Origin of the sequence: Bradyrhizobium sp. B025, from assembly GCF_042257955.1 — a bacterium.
GTDB classification, from domain to species: Bacteria; Pseudomonadota; Alphaproteobacteria; order Rhizobiales; family Xanthobacteraceae; genus Bradyrhizobium; species Bradyrhizobium diazoefficiens.
This window is the reverse complement of sequence record NZ_CP170150.1, coordinates 8,333,308-8,349,669: the sequence shown is the minus strand read 5'-3', so window position 1 is coordinate 8,349,669 and position 16,362 is coordinate 8,333,308. Positions and strand designations below refer to the sequence as shown.

The 16,362-nt window shown below is 66.1% G+C and carries 14 protein-coding genes; 6 read left to right on the top strand and 8 right to left on the bottom strand.

What is annotated here, in order from left to right; translation table 11 throughout:
* Nucleotides 1-5 precede the first annotated feature (5 nt).
* The gene (gene cyoA, locus ACE10W_RS39575) at nucleotides 6-1,166 is read right to left on the bottom strand and encodes a ubiquinol oxidase subunit II (RefSeq protein ID WP_304549279.1); all 1,161 of its coding nucleotides are present in this window, start codon (nucleotides 1,164-1,166) and stop codon (nucleotides 6-8) included.
* Between the two features lie 181 nt (nucleotides 1,167-1,347).
* On the opposite strand from cyoA, the gene ACE10W_RS39570 reads away from it, so the two are divergent.
* A complete protein-coding gene (locus tag ACE10W_RS39570) occupies nucleotides 1,348-2,676 on the top strand; it encodes an MFS transporter (protein ID WP_304549278.1) in 1,329 nt (442 codons plus the stop codon).
* A 180-nt stretch (nucleotides 2,677-2,856) separates the two neighbouring features.
* Here the strand turns inward: ACE10W_RS39570 and ACE10W_RS39565 are convergent, their stop codons facing one another.
* Both ACE10W_RS39565 and ACE10W_RS39560 read right to left on the bottom strand, forming a co-directional pair.
* Nucleotides 2,857-4,248, bottom strand: coding sequence for a M48 family metalloprotease (locus ACE10W_RS39565; RefSeq protein WP_304549277.1), 1,392 nt, complete (start codon nucleotides 4,246-4,248; stop codon nucleotides 2,857-2,859).
* 133 nt (nucleotides 4,249-4,381) lie between these two features.
* Entirely contained in the window at nucleotides 4,382-5,182 is an 801-nt protein-coding gene (locus ACE10W_RS39560; protein WP_370204961.1) for a thermonuclease family protein, read from the bottom strand.
* 346 nt (nucleotides 5,183-5,528) lie between these two features.
* On the opposite strand from ACE10W_RS39560, the gene ACE10W_RS39555 reads away from it, so the two are divergent.
* The 4 genes from ACE10W_RS39555 (at nucleotide 5,529) to ACE10W_RS39540 (ending at nucleotide 10,787) form a co-directional block, all read left to right on the top strand.
* Nucleotides 5,529-6,734 (top strand): ABC transporter substrate-binding protein, encoded by a 1,206-nt coding sequence (locus tag ACE10W_RS39555; RefSeq protein ID WP_011082976.1) that lies wholly within the window; start codon nucleotides 5,529-5,531, stop codon nucleotides 6,732-6,734.
* A 154-nt stretch (nucleotides 6,735-6,888) separates the two neighbouring features.
* The gene (locus ACE10W_RS39550; RefSeq protein ID WP_011082975.1) at nucleotides 6,889-7,680 is read left to right on the top strand and encodes an enoyl-CoA hydratase; all 792 of its coding nucleotides are present in this window, start codon (nucleotides 6,889-6,891) and stop codon (nucleotides 7,678-7,680) included.
* Between the two features lie 2 nt (nucleotides 7,681-7,682).
* Nucleotides 7,683-8,432, top strand: a complete 750-nt coding sequence (locus tag ACE10W_RS39545; protein ID WP_304553931.1) for a hypothetical protein — start codon at nucleotides 7,683-7,685, stop codon at nucleotides 8,430-8,432.
* 240 nt (nucleotides 8,433-8,672) lie between these two features.
* On the top strand, nucleotides 8,673-10,787 hold the full coding sequence (locus ACE10W_RS39540; protein WP_304549273.1) for an acetate--CoA ligase family protein: 2,115 nt from the start codon (nucleotides 8,673-8,675) through the stop codon (nucleotides 10,785-10,787).
* Nucleotides 10,788-10,986: 199 nt separating this feature from the next.
* On the opposite strand, the gene ACE10W_RS39535 is transcribed toward ACE10W_RS39540, so the two are convergent.
* The 3 genes from ACE10W_RS39535 to ACE10W_RS39525 form a co-directional block, all read right to left on the bottom strand.
* Nucleotides 10,987-11,799 (bottom strand): enoyl-CoA hydratase/isomerase family protein, encoded by an 813-nt coding sequence (locus tag ACE10W_RS39535; protein ID WP_304549271.1) that lies wholly within the window; start codon nucleotides 11,797-11,799, stop codon nucleotides 10,987-10,989.
* 98 nt (nucleotides 11,800-11,897) lie between these two features.
* On the bottom strand, nucleotides 11,898-13,058 hold the full coding sequence (locus ACE10W_RS39530; protein ID WP_304549270.1) for an acyl-CoA dehydrogenase family protein: 1,161 nt from the start codon (nucleotides 13,056-13,058) through the stop codon (nucleotides 11,898-11,900).
* Between the two features lie 16 nt (nucleotides 13,059-13,074).
* Nucleotides 13,075-14,139 (bottom strand): acyl-CoA dehydrogenase family protein, encoded by a 1,065-nt coding sequence (locus tag ACE10W_RS39525; protein WP_028175141.1) that lies wholly within the window; start codon nucleotides 14,137-14,139, stop codon nucleotides 13,075-13,077.
* Between the two features lie 260 nt (nucleotides 14,140-14,399).
* Here ACE10W_RS39525 and ACE10W_RS39520 point away from each other — a divergent pair, with 260 nt between their 5' ends.
* Nucleotides 14,400-15,185, top strand: a complete 786-nt coding sequence (locus ACE10W_RS39520) for an SDR family NAD(P)-dependent oxidoreductase (protein ID WP_011082969.1) — start codon at nucleotides 14,400-14,402, stop codon at nucleotides 15,183-15,185.
* 95 nt (nucleotides 15,186-15,280) lie between these two features.
* On the opposite strand, the gene ACE10W_RS39515 is transcribed toward ACE10W_RS39520, so the two are convergent.
* Nucleotides 15,281-15,553 carry a GlsB/YeaQ/YmgE family stress response membrane protein gene (locus ACE10W_RS39515; RefSeq protein ID WP_161532573.1) on the bottom strand — a complete coding sequence of 91 codons (273 nt, stop codon included), beginning with the start codon at nucleotides 15,551-15,553 and terminating at the stop codon, nucleotides 15,281-15,283.
* A 41-nt stretch (nucleotides 15,554-15,594) separates the two neighbouring features.
* Nucleotides 15,595-16,188, bottom strand: a complete 594-nt coding sequence (locus tag ACE10W_RS39510) for a YidB family protein (protein ID WP_304549267.1) — start codon at nucleotides 16,186-16,188, stop codon at nucleotides 15,595-15,597.
* Nucleotides 16,189-16,362 lie beyond the last annotated feature (174 nt).

Below are 16,362 nucleotides of genomic sequence, written 5' to 3'. Positions count from 1 at the left end.
TCTCTTTAGGAGTCTGACTTCGGACGCTGTCCGAGGAAGAAGGACGAGGACTTGAGCGGCGTGAAGGTCGGCCGCTTCAGGCCGGCGCCGAGCAGCGGCGCGGTGTCGGCCGGCGCCTTGATCGACGCGGTGGTCTGGCCCTGCGGCGCATCCGGCGTGCAGGTGCCGGCGACGAAGGTCGGCTCGGGCCCGAGCGCGGTGCCGCGGCGGGCGTACTTGTCGTAGGCGAGCGGCAGGGTGTTGTTCAGGCCTTCATGGCCGCGGCCGCCCTTGGCGTCGATCGCCATCATCTCGCTCTGGCACATCTTGCCGGTCTCGACGCACATATTGAGGATCAGGCGGTAGAGATCGGTATCGATGGTGCCGTAGCGCCGCACCGGCTCGTTCTGGCTCGGCTTTTCGAGCTGGAGATATTCGGCGCGGCCGAGCGAGCCGCCGGCGGACTTGGCGCTGGCGATCCAGGCGTCAAAGCCCTTGTCGTCGAGGCCCTGGAAGTCGAAGTGCATGCCGGAGAAGCCGGCGCCGCTGTAGTTCGCCGAGAAGCCCTTGTAGGTGCCGGTGTGGTTCACGACGGCGTGGAGCTTGGTCTCCATGCCCGGCATCGCGTAGATCTGGCCGGCGAGCGCGGGGATGTAGAACGAGTTCATCACCGAGGAGGCGGTGATGCGGAAGTTGATCGGGCGATCGACCGGCGCCGCCAGGTCGCTGACGGTGGCGATGCCGTAGTCCGGATAGATGAAGAGCCACTTCCAGTCGAGCGCGACGACGTCGACCTCGAGCGGGGCCTTGGACTGGTCCACGGCGCGGTCGGCGTGGATGCGGCCGAGCGTGCGATAGGGGTCGAGCAGATGCGTGCCCATCCAGGTCAGCGCGCCCAGGCAAATGATGATCAGCAGCGGCGCCGACCAGATCACCAGCTCGAGCTTGGTCGAGTGGTCCCAATCCGGCTCGTAGCGGGCCGAGGTGTTGGATTGGCGGTAGCGCCAGGCGAACAGCACCGTCAGTGCCATCACGGGGACGACGATCAGGAGCATCAGGACGGTGGAGATGATGACGAGGTCGCGCTGCTGGGCAGCGATGTCGCCGGCTGGCGCCAGCACGACGTAGTTGCAGCCACTGAGCGCGGCTGCCAAGGGTAGCAGCGCCAGGATCTTGAGACGGGACACGGGCCGAGCCTTTGAGAATGAGTTTCCTTTGCGGGGCCAACGGGTAGCTGCGGCGCAGCAATCCGGACATTGGACAATTTGTCCAATGTTGCAGTGCGGAATGTTGGGCCAGACAGGCCCGGATTGCCTGGCGCCCCGCCGGGCGGTCGGCTTTGGTTTTCAGGACGTTAAGGGCGCACGAATGGCGACGGCACAGACCCCTGCAATGGCAGACCTCCACTCGGGCGAGCACGGCCACGACCAGGCCAGTCCCGGCGAGATCGCCATCGGCGTCATCATCGGCCGCACCTCGGAATTCTTCGACTTCTTCGTCTACGCGATCGCCTCGGTGATCGTGTTCCCGCGCCTGGTGTTTCCGTTCACCAGCGAACTGACCGGCACGCTCTATTCCTTCATGATTTTCGCGCTGGCCTTCATGGCCCGGCCGATCGGAACCGTCATTTTCATGACGGTCGACCGTGAGTACGGCAAGACGGCCAAGCTGGTCTCGGCGCTGTTCCTGCTCGGCACCGCCACCGTGGCGCTCGCGTTCCTGCCCGGCTATTCCGAGATTGGCAGCGCCGCGATCTGGCTGCTGGCGCTGGCGCGTATCGCGCAGGGTCTGGCCTGGGGCGGCGCCTGGGACGGCATGGCCTCGCTGCTGGCGCTGAACGCTCCGCCCTCCAAGCGCGGCTGGTACGCGATGGTGCCGCAGCTCGGGGCCCCGCTCGGGCTGATCGTGGCGAGCGCGCTGTTCGCCTATTTCGCCGGCAACCTCTCGGCCGACGATTTCTTCGACTGGGGCTGGCGCTATCCGTTCTTCGTCGCCTTCGCCATCAACGTCGTGGCGCTGTTCGCGCGCCTGCGCATGGTGACGACGGAAGAATACGCGACGCTGTTCGAGACCCGTGAATTGCAGCCCGCGCGCATCTCCGAGACGGTCGCGCGCGAAGGCCAGAACATCATGCTCGGCGCATTCGCGCCGCTGGCGAGCTTTGCGCTGTTCCACATGGTCACGGTGTTTCCGCTGTCCTGGGTGTTCCTGTTCACCCGCGAAAGCCCGGTGCGCTTCCTGATCATCGAGATCGTCGCCGCCGTGTTCGGCGTCGCCGCGATCGTGGCCTCCGGCATCATCGCCGACCGCGTCGGCCGCAAGTCGCTGCTGATGGGATCGGCGATCGCGATCGCGGTCTACAGCGGCTTCGCTCCGCAGCTGCTCGACGCCGGCGCGTTCGGCGAGACCATCTACATGGTGATCGGCTTCATCCTGCTCGGCCTGTCGTTCGGCCAGTCCTCGGGCGCGATCGCTTCGAACTTCAAGCAGGCGTATCGCTACACGGCCTCGGCGCTGACCTCCGACATGGCTTGGCTGTTCGGCGCCGGCTTCGCGCCGCTGGTCGCGCTGTTGCTCGCCACAAATCTCGGTGTCATCGCCTCGGGTGCGTATCTGCTCTCGGGCGCGTTCTGGACGCTGCTCGCGCTCTGGCTCAGCGGCCAGCGCGAGGCGGGCGACATGGACGCGGGCGCTTAGTCAAGTGCGGAGCTTGTAGGGTGGGCAAAGGCGCATGGCGCCGTGCCCACCTCTCTCAACGATTTCGATCGGAAATGGTGGGCACGCTACGCTTTGCCTACCCTACGGCAGTGTCTTCGTGGCTCCAGATCCCGGGTTCGCGCCAAGCGCGCCCCGGGATGACGCGCGCTTAGCGCAGCGTCAATCCGCCACGACCTTCACGCGATCCCTCACCTTCACCTGCGCGTTGCGATCGAGGCCGTTGAGCACGCGGAAGCGCTCGGCGGGGTGATCGACGCCGGCCATGCGGTGGGAGAGCGATTCCACGGTGTCGCCGGGCTGCACGGTGATGACCTTGATGCGCAGCGGGCGGGCGGCCTGGATCTCGTCGAGGGTCAGGCGACGGAACGAGTTGACGGTCTCGCGCGCATTGCGCTCGCTCTCGGTCGACTTCTGCCGTGCCGCGAAGATGAAGCGGTAGACGTCGCTGCCGAAACGCAGCGCATAGACCTTGAACTGCCACTGGTCGCCCTTGGCGGTGGCGGACGCGGCCGGGAAGCCGTTGATGGTGATGTCTTCCGTGGACGCCTTCTCGACGCCTTCCATCCAGCCCGAATTGAGGTAATCGCCGAGCGACTGCTCGGCCGGCACCCGCACCACGTCGAAGCGCATCGCCTGCGAGCCGCCGTCGCGCACGCCGATCACCGCCTGCGCGGTGTTGTCGAGCGTGAAATTGTCCGGCGCCTGGAAGGTGAAGCCGAGCTTCGGATGCAGGAAACGCCGGCCGCGGACAAAACCTTCGCTCGGGTCTTCGCCATAGACGAGGTTGTCGATCGCAGCGAGATAGCTCTCGCGGTCGCGCTCGCCTCCTTCCGGAGCGACGTATTGCCGCGCGATGGTCTGCGCGTTCTGCACACGCTCCGGAGTTGCCGGATGCGACGAGGTGAAGTCCTGCGCGCGCGGATCGAGCGAGGTCTTGCCGGCCTTGAGCTCGGCATTGCGCTCCATCGCGGAAAGGAAGCGCGCGGCACCATACGGGTCGAAATGTGCCTTGGCGGAGATGCCGACGCCGATGCCGTCCGCCTCGAACTCCTGGTTGCGCGAAAAGCTCGCCATGGTGAGCTTGGTCTTGGCCAGCGCGAGCGCGGTGAGATCGGGATCGTTGCTCATGTCGGTGACAACACGGGTGACGATCGCGGCCTGGCGCGCCTGGTCCTCGCGCATCGCGGCGTGCTTGGACAGCACATGCGCCATCTCGTGGCTGAGCACGGAGGACAATTCCGACGTATCGCTTGCAAGCGCAAGAAGACCGCGCGTGACATAGAGCTGGCCGTTCGGCAGCGCGAAGGCGTTGACCGCGCCGGAATTCAGAATGGTGACCCGGTAGCCCTGGTCGGGGCGGTCGGAGGCGGCGACGAGCCGGTCGACGGTCTTGGTGACCAGCGATTCGAGCCTCGGGTCGTCATAGGTGCCGCCATAGCTCGCCAGGATGCGCTCGTGCTCCTTTTCGGTGGCGGGGGTCTGCGCGACGGCCGGCTTCGGCTTGGGCATCGCGACCACCGGCGGGGCCGCCGCGGTCTGGAACCGGTTCATGTCGCCGCAACCGGCGAGCGCCGTGCCCAGCAAAAGGCATAGCACGGCCGGCGCAGCCCGAAGGCGGCGGCCTTCACCCGTCCAGTGCTGTTCTAGCACCCCATTCACGTCGCTTAACCCGTGCCCGGCCCGTTTAAGGCCTTACCCCTGCCGGCTCGTTTGCACCCAGCAACTCGACCTGTCCAACGAGGCGCACATCGATACGCGGCCCCGTATTCCCCTCAACCCAGCCCCGGACTCGAATACGTCGATTTTCCAGGGACTTAAGGGCTATCCCGGCGGTTTCGAACGCCGGTAACGCGCGCCTTGAAATAGTCACGGCAAAGCCGCGTGTCCAGTTCCGTCCGAAGTTGAGGTAGGTCATTGCCCCAGCTTGCCGGACCGACAGGACTTTGCCCTCGACCACCACAAAACGCCCGATCCCGGCCAAAATATCGTCCGGACTTTCCGCGTTTTTTATGGCCGACGGGTCAGCCCAGTTGCCCTTTTTTTGGCGTCGCGCCTCGGCCTCGGACGACATCAGGGCGGCCGCGCAGTCCCCGTCGGCGATCTCGGCGGAGACGATGGCGTCGCCCTGGGCCAGCAGCAGCGCCTGCACCGGGGTGTCGCTGTCGCCGATGAAGATCAACCCGCCCTGGCGCCCATAGCGGTCCGGCGTGTCGTCGGCGCTCCGCAGCGTCACGTCGCGGCGGACGAGCAGCGAAGCCAGCGCCTGCTTCGTCGTTGCGGTCGGCTCGATTCCGGTAAGGCGGATCTCGCGGCCGTCGTCCAGACGCACGCTGCGCGCATCGACGATCGCGGCGACGCGGCCATCGCCCTGCGACTCGAACTCGCACGGCGCCGCGAACGCAGTGCGACCCGCGACGAGAAGAAGTGCGACGATGAGGTGAAGCAGTCGCGTCACGTTGCCCGGAGAGGTTGCGTTACGCTTCACTCTTAACTCAGACGAGGCCAACGACGAAGTGCTTCGATCCGATCCAGTGGCCGTGTGACGCTCAGCCATTGCCTCACATGCGTCATTGCGAGCGCAGCGAGGCAATCCAGGACTGTCCCCGCGGTGACAGTCTGATTGCTTCGCTGCGCTCGCAATGACGGTGCGGAAACGTCTTGCGTCATTCCACCATTCCGCTTTGCGGAAAACGCGTGACGATCGCGCGACCTGCACGCCCCTCGCGCTTGCTGCCCCCTCGCGCATGCGGCATGATTGCGGCAATAGCGATAACCAAGAGCAATAACCAAGCCGCCATCAGAGTACGGCGCGATAAGGGAGGTCTTTTTCGATGACGAGAATCTTGCCGGGCATTTTTGCCGCCGCGTTGGCCCTGAGTGCGAGTGCCGTGCAGGCCGAGGACAAGCCGCCCCTGAAGATCGGCGGCATCCTCGATATGTCGAGCCTCTATGCCGACATCACCGGTCCCGGCAGCGAGACCGCAGCCAAGATGGCCGCTGAGGATTTTGGCGGCGAGGTGCTGGGACGCAAGATCCAGGTGTTGGCGGCCGACCATCTCAACAAGGCGGATCTCTCCGCCAACATCGCCCGCGACATGCTCGACAACCAGGGCGTCGAGATGATCTACGACGTCGCGGCCTCCGCGACCGCGCTTGCGGCGGGCGAGATCGCGAAGGCACGCAACAAGATCATCATGTTCAACGGCCCGGGCTCGATCCGTCTCACCAACGAGGCCTGCGGTCCCTACACCGTGCACTACGTGTTCGACACCTACGGCCAGGCCAACGTGACCGGCCTTGCGGCCGTGAAGTCGGGCCTCGACACCTGGTTCTTCCTCACCGCCGACTACGCCTTCGGCCAGGATCTGGAGAAGGACACCAGCGCCGTCGTCACCAAGACCGGCGGCAAGGTGCTCGGCGGCGTGCGCCATCCGCTCAACACGTCGGACTTCTCATCCTTCCTGCTCCAGGCCCAGGCCTCCAAGGCCAAGGTGATCGGCCTCGCCAACGCCGGCGGCGACACCGTCAATGCCATCAAGCAGGCGGCCGAGTTCGGCATCACCAAGGGCGGCCAGAAGGTCTCGCCGCTATTGGCCTTCGTGACCGATATCGATTCGATCGGACTGGAGACCGCGCAAGGCCTGCTGCTGGCGGAAGCCTTCTACTGGGACCTCAACGACGACACGCGTGCATTCTCCAAGCGCTTCACCGAGCGCATGAAGCGGCCGCCGACCTCGGCGCAGGCCGGCGTCTACTCCTCCGTGACGCATTACCTGAAAGCCGTGAAGGCGGCGGGCACTACGGATGCGGCTGCGGTGATCAAGGTGATGAAGGAGACGCCGATCAACGATTTCTTCGCCAAGGGTGGCAAGATCCGCGAGGACGGCCGCATGATCCACGACATGTACCTGTTCGAGGTGAAGAAGCCGTCGGAATCCAAGGGCCGCTGGGACGACTACAAGCTGCTCGCCACCGTGCCCGGCAGCGAAGCGTTCCAGTCGCTGGAGCAGTCGCGCTGCCCGCTGGTGAAGAAGTGACGGCGTGACGTAAGTCATGACGTCATCCCGGGGCGCGAAGCGAACCCGGGATCTCGAGGTTCCGGGTTCTCGCTTCGCGAGCCCCGGAACGACAATCTAACGGTCGGCGCGCCCCGGAATGACGAAACAACAAACAACAAGAGGGAGACGTCCCATGAGCAACGACATGGTCCTGCAAAAGCTCGAAGGCGGGCTGCTCACCATCACGATGAATCGCCCCGAACGGAAGAACGCGCTCAACCCGGACATGGTGCGCGGGCTGGTCGAGGCGGCGCGGCGCGCGGCTGACGATCCGGAGGTGCGCGCGGTGCTGTTCAAGGGCGCCGGGGGCTCGTTCTGTGTCGGCGGTGACGTCAAGTCGATGGCGGAGGGCCGCGCGCCGCTGCCGTTCGAGCAGAAGCTTGCGAATCTGCGCCGCGGCATGGAGGTCTCGCGCATCCTGCACCAGATGCCGAAACCCGTGGTGGCGCAGCTCGACGGCGCCGCGGCCGGTGCCGGCCTCTCGATGGCGCTGTCCTGCGATCTGCGCATCGCCTCTGAATCCTGCAAGATCACCACCGCCTTCGCCAAGGTCGGCTTCTCCGGCGATTACGGCGGCACCTATTTCCTGACCCAGCTGCTCGGCAGCGCGCGGGCGCGCGAGCTCTATCTGATGTCGCCGGTGCTCACCGCGAAGGAGGCGCAGGCCATCGGCATGGTGACGAAGGTCGTGCCCGACGCCGAGATCGACACTGCCGCCCACGAGCTCGCGCTGTCGCTGGCGCAGGGCCCCTCGATCGCGCTCGGCTTCATCAAGCGCAACATCAACAATGCCGAGCATCTGGCGCTGGAAGACTGCTTCGACGGCGAGGCGATCCATCACACCCGCTGCGGCGACACCGAGGACCACAAGGAGGCCGCAAAGGCCTTCGTCGAGAAGCGCAAGCCGACCTTCAAGGGCGCATGACCATGGCGCCCTATGTGCGCTTGCGACAGATCTGCCTGGTCGCGCCGCAGCTCACGCCCGTGATCTCCGACATCGCGGAGATCATGGGCCTCGCTGTCTGCTACCGCGACGGCAATGTCGCAAAATACGGCCTGGAGAACGCCCTGCTCCCGGTCGACACGATCCTGCTGGAGGTGGTCGCACCCTTCAAGGACGGCACCACCGCCGGCCGCTTCATCGAGAAGACCGGCGGCCGCGGCGGCTACATGGCGATCTTCTGCTGCAACGATCCGGACGAGCGCGGCCGCAACGCCAACGCGCTCGGCGTGCGCACGGCGAACGTGATCGACCACGCGCCGTATCACGGCGTGCAGCTCCATCCGCGCGACTGCCGCGCGGCCTTCATCGAGTTCAACCACACCAAAGGCAGCGACGACATTCTGGGGCCGTATCCGCCGGCGGGACCGGACTGGCAGAAATTCATCCGCAAGGATGTGACGCAGGCGCTGACAGCGGTGGAGATGCAGAGCCCGGATCCAGCGGGGCTGGCGGAGCACTGGGGCGGGATCATCGGGGTTGCGCCAAGCGATGCGGAGCTGAGGCTGCCCAACGCAACTTTTCGTTTCGTGAAGGGGCGTAGCGAGATCATGAGCGCGCTGGAGTTCCGGGTGGCTGATGTCGCGGGCGTGCTGCATGCGGCCAGGGCGAAAGGCCTCGCGGTGGCTGGCAACGAGTTCCTGCTGGGTGGAGTGACGTTCCGGCTCACCGCTTGAGCTCTCGCCTTCGTAGCTCTCAAACCGTCATCCTGAGGTGCGAGCTGTACGGTGCGCAGCGCCGTGCAGGGAGCCTCGAAGGATGAACGGCCACCGGCCGGGCCGCTCATCCTTCGAGGCTCGCCCAGCGGCGCAGTTTGCGCCGCTGATCTCGCGCCTCCAGCGACAACGGCTTCGCCGTTGCGCGGGGATGACGGTTTGAGAGAGTGCACGGCTCCACGAAAAAGGACTCGCCTCCCAATGTCCCATCCGCTCGACGGCTTCTTTTCGCCCGCCAGCATCGCGCTGATCGGCGCCTCGCGCGATCACGAGAAGATTCCCGGGCGGCTGCTCGCGATGCTGCGCAAGAACGAGTATCCCGGAAAGATCTATCCGGTGAACCCGAACTACGCCGAGATCGACGGGCTCGCCTGCTACAAGTCGATCGCGGAGATCCGTGCGCCGATCGATCTCGCCGTCGTCATCATTCCCGCCCGTGCCGTGCTGCCTGCGCTCGAGCAATGCGCCGTCGCCGGCGTCAGGAACGCCGTCATCATCTCCTCCGGCTTTGCGGAGGAGGGCGGCGACAGTGCGGCGATGCAGGATGCGATCGCGGCGCTGGCCAAGCGCACGGGCATGCGGATCTCCGGCCCCGACGCGGAGGGCTTTTTCAGCCAGATGCAGCGCGTGGCGGCGACGTTCAGCCCGGCCGTGGACGTCAAGCCGGGTGTGGTGCCGCTCGTCGCCACGCAAAGACGAATCGGCATCGTCGCGCAGAGCGGCGGCATCGGCTTTGCCTATTATCACCGCGCCCGGGCGCTCGGTGTCGCCGTGAGCTACGTCGTCAGCGCCGGCAACGAATCCGATCTCGGCGCCGGCGAATTCCTCGATTACCTGGTGCAGGATTCCTCGACCGACGTGATCCTGCTGTTCATCGAAGGCATCCGCGACGTTGGCAAGTTTCTCGCGGCGGCGCGGCGCGCCGCGGAGGTGAAGAAGCCCGTCATCGTGACGAAAGTCGGCCGCTCCGGCGCAGGCCAGCGCGCCGCGGCCTCGCATACCGCGAGCATGGCCGGCTGGTCGGCAGCGTATGATGCGGTGTTCGCGAAATACGGCTTCATCGTCTCCAACGATCTCGACGAGGCGCTGACGATTGCCGCCGTGCTGGCGAGCAACCCGTTGCCGAAGGGCGATCGCGTTGCGGTCGTCACCGTCTCCGGCGGCGCCGGCATCTGGGGCGCGGATGCGGTGGCGCTGCGGGGCTTGCAGGTGCCGGAATTGTCCGAACCGGTCCAGGCGGAGATCAAGACGCTGATGCCGTCCTACGGCACCGCGCGCAATCCGATCGACGTCACCGCGCAGGGCGTCACGTCGGGCGGTCTTCAGAAGAGCGTCGATCTGCTCACGGCCTCGGACGAGGTCGACGCGATCCTGGTCGTGCTGTCGCTGTCGAGCGAGATGCGCAAGCCCTTCAGGGAGGAGGAGCTGACGCCGGTGCTGGCGGCGCAGCACAAGCCGGTGCTGTTCTATTCCTACACGGTGCCGTCCGACTTCGCACGGCGCGAGCTTGCCAAATCCGGCGTCGTCGTGCTCTCCGGCCTGTCCCATGCCGGCGTCGCGATGCGGCAACTCGTGGATTACGCCCGTTTCGAGCTACCGAAGCCCGCGGACGAGGCGCGGTTGCCGTCGCGCGATCTCTCCGCGCATCTGACCTCGCCGGTTCTGTCAGAGGCCGACAGCAAGGCGTTGCTGCGCGCCGCCGGCATCGCGCTGCCGGACGAAGTGCTGGTGAAGGACAAGGCCGGGCTCGATGAAGCGGTCGCCCGCGTCGGCTTCCCGCTGGTGATGAAGATCCAGTCGCCCGACATCGCGCACAAGAGCGAGATCGGCGGCGTGCGCGTCAACATCGCCGCCAAGGGCGAGGTGTTTCTGGCGTTCGAGGCGCTGCTGGGCAATGCGCGCAAGCACCGGCCGGAGGCGGTGATCCAGGGCGTGCTGGTCGGCCCGATGGCGAAGCAGGGCGTCGAGATCATCGTCGGCACGATGACGGACGAGACCTTTGGTCCGATGGTGATGGTGGGTCTCGGTGGGATCACCACCGAGCTGTTCCGTGACGTCGCCTATCGTCCGGCGCCTGTGAGTGCGGAGGAGGCGGGGGCGATGCTCAAGGGTTTGAAGGCGGCGCCATTGCTGAACGGTTTTCGCGGAGCAGCGAAGGCGGATGTCGTGGCGCTATCGCAATTGATCGCGGACGTCTCCGTGCTCGCCGCGCGGCATGCGAGGGACATCGCGGAGATCGAGCTCAACCCGGTGCTGGTGCACGCCGAAGGGCAGGGCGTGACGATCGTGGATGCGCTGGTGGTGGGGCGGAAGTAGCGCACCACAAACACCGCTGTCGTCCCGGACAAGCGAAGCGCAGATCCGGGACCCATAACCACAGGGAGTGGTTTGGCGAAGACTCGTGGTTTCCTGCTTCGCTCCACAACTTCTCCCTGGGGTTATGGGTCCCGGCCTTCGCCGGGACGACAGGGGAAGTTGTGGAGGCGCGTGAATGATATGGCGAAAGGCAGCCCGCTCACCGCCCCTTGAAATTCGCCGCGCGCCGTTCTTCCGTCGCCTTCACACCCTCCTTGAAATCTTCCGTCGCGCGCAGGCGGGTCTGCTCGGCGAGCTCGTGGTTGGTGGCGGCCATGACGCGGTCGGCGAGGCTGGCGCGCATCGTCGCGCGCGTCGAGAGCAGGCCGAGCGGTGAGCACTCGGCGATCTCGCCGGCGAGCTTCAGCGCGGCCGACTTCACCTGGTCCTGCGGCACCAGCTCGTTGGCGAGGCCCCATTTGACCGCTTCTTCGCCGGTGACGCGGCGGCTGGTGTAGAACATCAGCTCGGCGTTGTTCTTGCCGATCAGCTCCGGCAGCGTCACGGTCAGGCCGAAGCCGGGGTGGAAGCCGAGTTTTGTAAAGTTCGCGGAGAAGCGTGCTTCGGGGCAGGTGACGCGGAAGTCCGCGGACACCGCGAGGCCCAGGCCGCCGCCGATCGCCGCGCCCTGCACGGCGGCGACGATCGGCTTCTTGGCGCGGAAGATGCGCACGGCCTGGATGTAGAGATGGCTGATCGGGCCAAGGTTGTCGGCCGGGTCGCCCTTCTTCTCGGCCGCGCGCGCTTCCTGGGCTTGTCGCGCAGGGTCGCCAAAATTGGCGCCGGCGCAGAACGCCTTGCCCTGCGCCGAGAGCACCGAGGCGCGGATCTCGATGTCGCGGTCGAACTCGTCGAGCGCGTCCGCGATCTGGTTGATCAGCGAGATGTCGAAGAAGTTGAGCGGCGGACGGCGGATCTCGATGGTGCCGACATGCCCGACCTTGTCGACGCCGATATCTGTATACGTGCTCATGTGGCCTCCTATATCTCGATCTGTCCGTAGCGAAGAACCACCTCTCCCTATGGGAGAGGTGAACGGAGCGCGTGGCCGGGAGCTTGCTTTCATCAGCGCTAGCGCAAGCCAAGCCCGCGCGCGATGATGCCGCGGAGCACCTCGGTGGTGCCGCCCTGGATGGTGAGTTTCGGTGCGGTCTTGATGGCGAAGTCGAGCTGCCGCTCCAGCGTCTCGCGGTTGGTCGCGGTCTCCTCGACGAAGGCGGCGAGATCGCGCACGCGATGCGGAAGCTGCTGCTCCCAGACCGTGCCGATGTCCTTGACGATGGAGGCTTCCACCACCGGCTCCTTGCCGGCTTGCAGCATGCCGGCGACGGAGACCGACATGCGCCGCATGGTGTGGAGCTGTGCCACCAGCCGGCCGATGCCTTCGGCGCTGCGCGTGTCCGGATCGGGACCGACCGCGCGGACCAGCTCGGTGAGCACATAGTACGTTTCCAGGAAGCGCTCGGGGCCCGAACGTTCGTAGGCAAGCTCGCTCGTCGCCTGCTTCCAGGCGCCGTCGACCTCGCCGAGCACGTGATCGTCAGGGACGAAGAAGTCGGTGAAGACGACCTCGTTGAACTCGTACTGGCCGGTGATCTGGCCGATCGGGTTCACCTGGATGCCCGGCTGCTTCATCTTGACCAAAAACTGCGTCAGGCCGTGACGGCGGTTCTCCTTGGTCGGCGGCGACGTCCGGAAGATCGCGATCATGTAGTCGGCGATATGCGCCGACGAGGTCCAGATCTTGGTGCCGTTGATGAGATAGCCGCCGTCGGTCTTGGTCGCGCGGGTCTTCGCCGCGAACAGGTCCGAGCCGGAATTCGGCTCGCTCATGCCGATCGCAAAGCAGATCTCGCCGCGGCAGATGCGCGGCAGGATCTCCATCTTGATGTGTTCAGGGGCGTATTTCAGCAGCACCGGCCCGCTCTGGCGGTCGGCGACGAAGAAGCGTCGCGTCGGCGCATTCGCCACGCGCATCTCCTCGGTCACCACGTAGCGTTCGAGGAACGAGCGCTCCTGGCCGCCATATTTCTTCGGCCAGGTCATGCCCAGCCAGCCCTTGGCGCCGACCCGGCGGGAAAATTCCGGCGCGTCGGTGTCTTCGCGGTTGGGCTTGTGCGGATCGAAAGTGCCGGCGGCGATCTCCTCGGCGAGGAACGCGCGCACTTCCTTGCGCAATTGCTCGCACTTCTCGGGCAGGCGGATCGGATCGAAACGGAGGGCAGCGGTCATGTGTTTCGTCTCCCGATCAACGCGAAGCTACGAGCGGCCACAGTTCGTCGGCGCCGCGCCTTGCGACCAGCTTGCCGAGCTCGACGGCCCAGTGGCTTTCCGAACCGAAATCGTCGCGCCAGGCCAGCGCCCGCAGCGAATAGCGGTGCAGGATGTGCTCCATGGTGAAGCCGATCGCGCCATGGACCTGGTGCGCGATGGCGCCGCCTTTTTCGGCGGCTTCCGCGCAACGGATCTTTGCCGAGGCGGCCTCCAGGTAGACCTCGTCGTTGAACGACGTTGCGTTTGCAATGGCATCGGCCGCGGAGGTTGCGGCCGCGAGCGCTGCGGCGGATTCGCCGGCAAGCCGCGCGAGATTGTGCTGCACGGCCTGGAATTTCGAGATCTTCTTCTCGAAGGCGACGCGCTCGTTGGAGTAGCGCACGGAGATGTCGAGCATCGCTTCCAGCGCGCCCGCGATCTGGAGGCTGCGCGCGACGCCGCCCATCAGCATCAGGGCGGTCTGGTCAAAGCCCTTCGGCGCCGGCTTGATGGTGATTGGCTGGGCCTTGTCGAGCGTGACGGTGTCGCTGTGGTCGTAGCCGACATTAAGGCCGGATTCGATCCGGCCCTTGCTGGCATCGACCAGTGCGATCACGGCGCCGTCCTTGCCATGCGCCAGCACGGCAAAATGTTTCGCGGCCTTGGCAAAGGGCACGCCGCGGGCCCGGCCGGAGAGCGCGCCGTCGGCATCGAGCGTGACGCGATCCTTCGGGCTCGCCGGGACGACCGTCATCTCGCCTTCGGGCGAGGCGATCCTGGCCTGCGCGAGCAGCCAGCCCGCCAACATGGTCTCGGCGAGGGGAACCGCGACCGCGAAGCGGCCGGCCGCGTTGAGCAGCGCAAAACCGTCGGCAAGGCTTGCGCCGGAGCCGCCGAGATCGTCCGGCACCCAGGACAGCGGCAGTCCGGCCTCGCTCAGCGCCTGCCATAGCGGCGCCTGCCAGGAATCCTTCTTGTCGTTGTTGATGGTCTGCGGGTCGGCGAGATCGGCGAAGATTTTTTCCGCGGTCTCGACGACGATATTGTCACTCTCCGCCACAGCGTTCCCCGTGCTTTGCCATTGGCGCGTCCCGCCAAGTCAAGCCGGCGCGCGGTCTCTTCTTGCGCCCGATGATCTGAAAAAGCCATGGCCCTGACAAGCGTTGATCGCAAGCCCATCTGCGGCACCGGCATGGGCGCGAGAACCGATCTGGACTAATTCCGCTTAGCGGAGTTTGCTCGATTTGCAGGGTGCGGCAAACTCGCTAAACAGGGCCAGCGACCCAAGGCTTGCATCAGATACAGGGGAAGGAAATCCGGATGGCCAAAGACAGCTTATGCGCAATCGTGACGGGGTCCGCATCCGGACTTGGCGCAGCGACCGCGGAAATTCTCGCACGGAGCGGGGCGCGGCTCGTCATCAACTATTCGTCGAGCCAGAAGGAAGCCGAGGCCACGGCAGAGCTCTGCCGCAACGCGGGCGCTGCGGAAGTCCTGGTCGCCCAGGGCGACGTTTCCAAGGATGAGGATTGCCGCAAGATCGTTGCGGCAGCCAGCGGCTGGGGCCGGCTCGACGTGCTCGTCAACAATGCCGGCACCACCAAGCATGTCGCCCATGCCGATCTCGACGGATTGTCGGCGGAAGATTTCCAGCGCCTTTACGGCGTCAACACCATCGGCCCGTTCCAGATGGTGCGCGCGGCGCGCAGCCTGCTGGAAGCCGGCGCGAAGGCGTCGGGGCGGCCGTCGGCGGTGGTCAACGTGTCGTCGGTCGCCGGCATCAGCGGCGTCGGCTCGTCGATCGCCTATGCCGCGAGCAAGGGCGCGCTGAACACGATGACGCTGTCGCTGTCGCGCGCGCTGGCGCCCCTGATCCGCGTCAACACGGTATGCCCCGGCTATATCGACACGCCCTGGTTCACCAAGGGCCGCGGCGAGGCCGGCGCAAAGCAGGTGCGCGACAGCGTGGTGGCGAAGGTGCCGCTGAAGGTCGCGTCAACCGCCGACGACATCGCGCAGCTCGTCTGCTTCCTGGCGATGCCGGCCTCCAGCAACATGACTGGCGAGGTCGTGCGCATGGACGCTGGCATGCATTTGATTGCGTGACTCTACACGACGTCATTCCGGGGCGATGCGTTAGCATCGAACCCGGAATCTCGAGATTCCGGGTTCGCGCGTTGCGCGCCCCGGAATGACGGTGGCTACCCCTTGATCACGCCGCTCGCCACCAGCCGGTGCCAGATGAACAGCACCACCACCGCGCCGATCGTGGCCATGATGAAGCCGGCGCCCTGGTCCGCGCCGTAGTGCCCGATCGCCTGGCCGACGAACGTCGCCAGAAACGCACCGGCGATGCCGAGGATGGTGGTGAGGATGAAGCCGCTCGGATTGTTCGGCCCCGGCGCGAGCCAGCGCGCGATGAGACCGGCGATGAAGCCGACGACGATGATCCACAACAGGCCGCCCATGCTCATGACAATGCTCCCCTTCCCGAGAACGCGCAGATCAATCTTGACTAAATTCTGCCCGAGAGTTCGTTCTCGGTCGGCAGCCGTCCATCCGGCGTCAGGTGGTCGATCACCTGCGGCAGATATTGGCTGAGGCCGGAGAGCAGCTCCTCGCGCGACAGGCCGCTCTGGGCGGACAGGCTCTCGATCTGGTCCGCGCCGAGTGCGCTGGCGAGATCGCCGGGCGCGATCGGCTTGTTCTGGCCCTTGCCGACCCAGGAATTCGCGGTCTCACCGTGGCCGCCCTGCTGGAGCTGATTGAGGAGATCGCCGAGCCCGCCGCTCAGCACGGTGCCGGCCGCGCCGCCCGCGAGCAGACCGCCGAGGCCGCCTTTGAGCAGATCGCCGAGACCGCCGCCGCTCCCTCCGGGAAGCGTGGCGTCGCCCGTATTGACAGGCGTCGGAGGCGGCAGCGGTGAGCGCTGCTGCGGGGCGGGCGCGTCGCCCGGCTGGCCTGCTGTCAGATGCTTGAATGCCTTCCAGGCGAGCAGGCCGAGCAGCGCCTTGGTCATCGGCGACATGCCGCCGGAGGATGGTTGCTCGCCCGTGCGCGATCCGTGCGGGCCGTTCTGCATGCCGTTGAGGACGTCGAGTAGACCCATGGTGCTCTCCTTTGGCGTTCTCGTTCGGCGAGTTTGCCGTTCCCGTTCGGCGAGCGCTCGCCGCTGACAAGCCCCCCGGGGCGAAAACATATGGGGCTCTCATGACCGTTACAAGGCGGATGCGCCGTAGCCGCGAGGCCCCCGGCTCTGCTATCGAAGGCCGGTCATTCAGGG

Excerpts from the sequence above, each read along its gene's own strand:
- ACE10W_RS39570 (WP_304549278.1), top strand. The coding sequence starts at position 1,348 with ATGGCGACGGCACAGACCCCTGCAATGGCAGACCTCCACTCGGGCGAG.
- ACE10W_RS39565 (WP_304549277.1), bottom strand. The coding sequence starts at position 4,248 with ATGAACCGGTTCCAGACCGCGGCGGCCCCGCCGGTGGTCGCGATGCCC.
- ACE10W_RS39555 (WP_011082976.1), top strand. The coding sequence starts at position 5,529 with ATGACGAGAATCTTGCCGGGCATTTTTGCCGCCGCGTTGGCCCTGAGT.
- ACE10W_RS39550 (WP_011082975.1), top strand. The coding sequence starts at position 6,889 with ATGAGCAACGACATGGTCCTGCAAAAGCTCGAAGGCGGGCTGCTCACC.
- ACE10W_RS39545 (WP_304553931.1), top strand. The coding sequence starts at position 7,683 with ATGGCGCCCTATGTGCGCTTGCGACAGATCTGCCTGGTCGCGCCGCAG.
- ACE10W_RS39540 (WP_304549273.1), top strand. The coding sequence starts at position 8,673 with ATGTCCCATCCGCTCGACGGCTTCTTTTCGCCCGCCAGCATCGCGCTG.
- ACE10W_RS39535 (WP_304549271.1), bottom strand. The coding sequence starts at position 11,799 with ATGAGCACGTATACAGATATCGGCGTCGACAAGGTCGGGCATGTCGGC.
- ACE10W_RS39530 (WP_304549270.1), bottom strand. The coding sequence starts at position 13,058 with ATGACCGCTGCCCTCCGTTTCGATCCGATCCGCCTGCCCGAGAAGTGC.
- ACE10W_RS39520 (WP_011082969.1), top strand. The coding sequence starts at position 14,400 with ATGGCCAAAGACAGCTTATGCGCAATCGTGACGGGGTCCGCATCCGGA.
- ACE10W_RS39515 (WP_161532573.1), bottom strand. The coding sequence starts at position 15,553 with ATGAGCATGGGCGGCCTGTTGTGGATCATCGTCGTCGGCTTCATCGCC.
- ACE10W_RS39510 (WP_304549267.1), bottom strand. The coding sequence starts at position 16,188 with ATGGGTCTACTCGACGTCCTCAACGGCATGCAGAACGGCCCGCACGGA.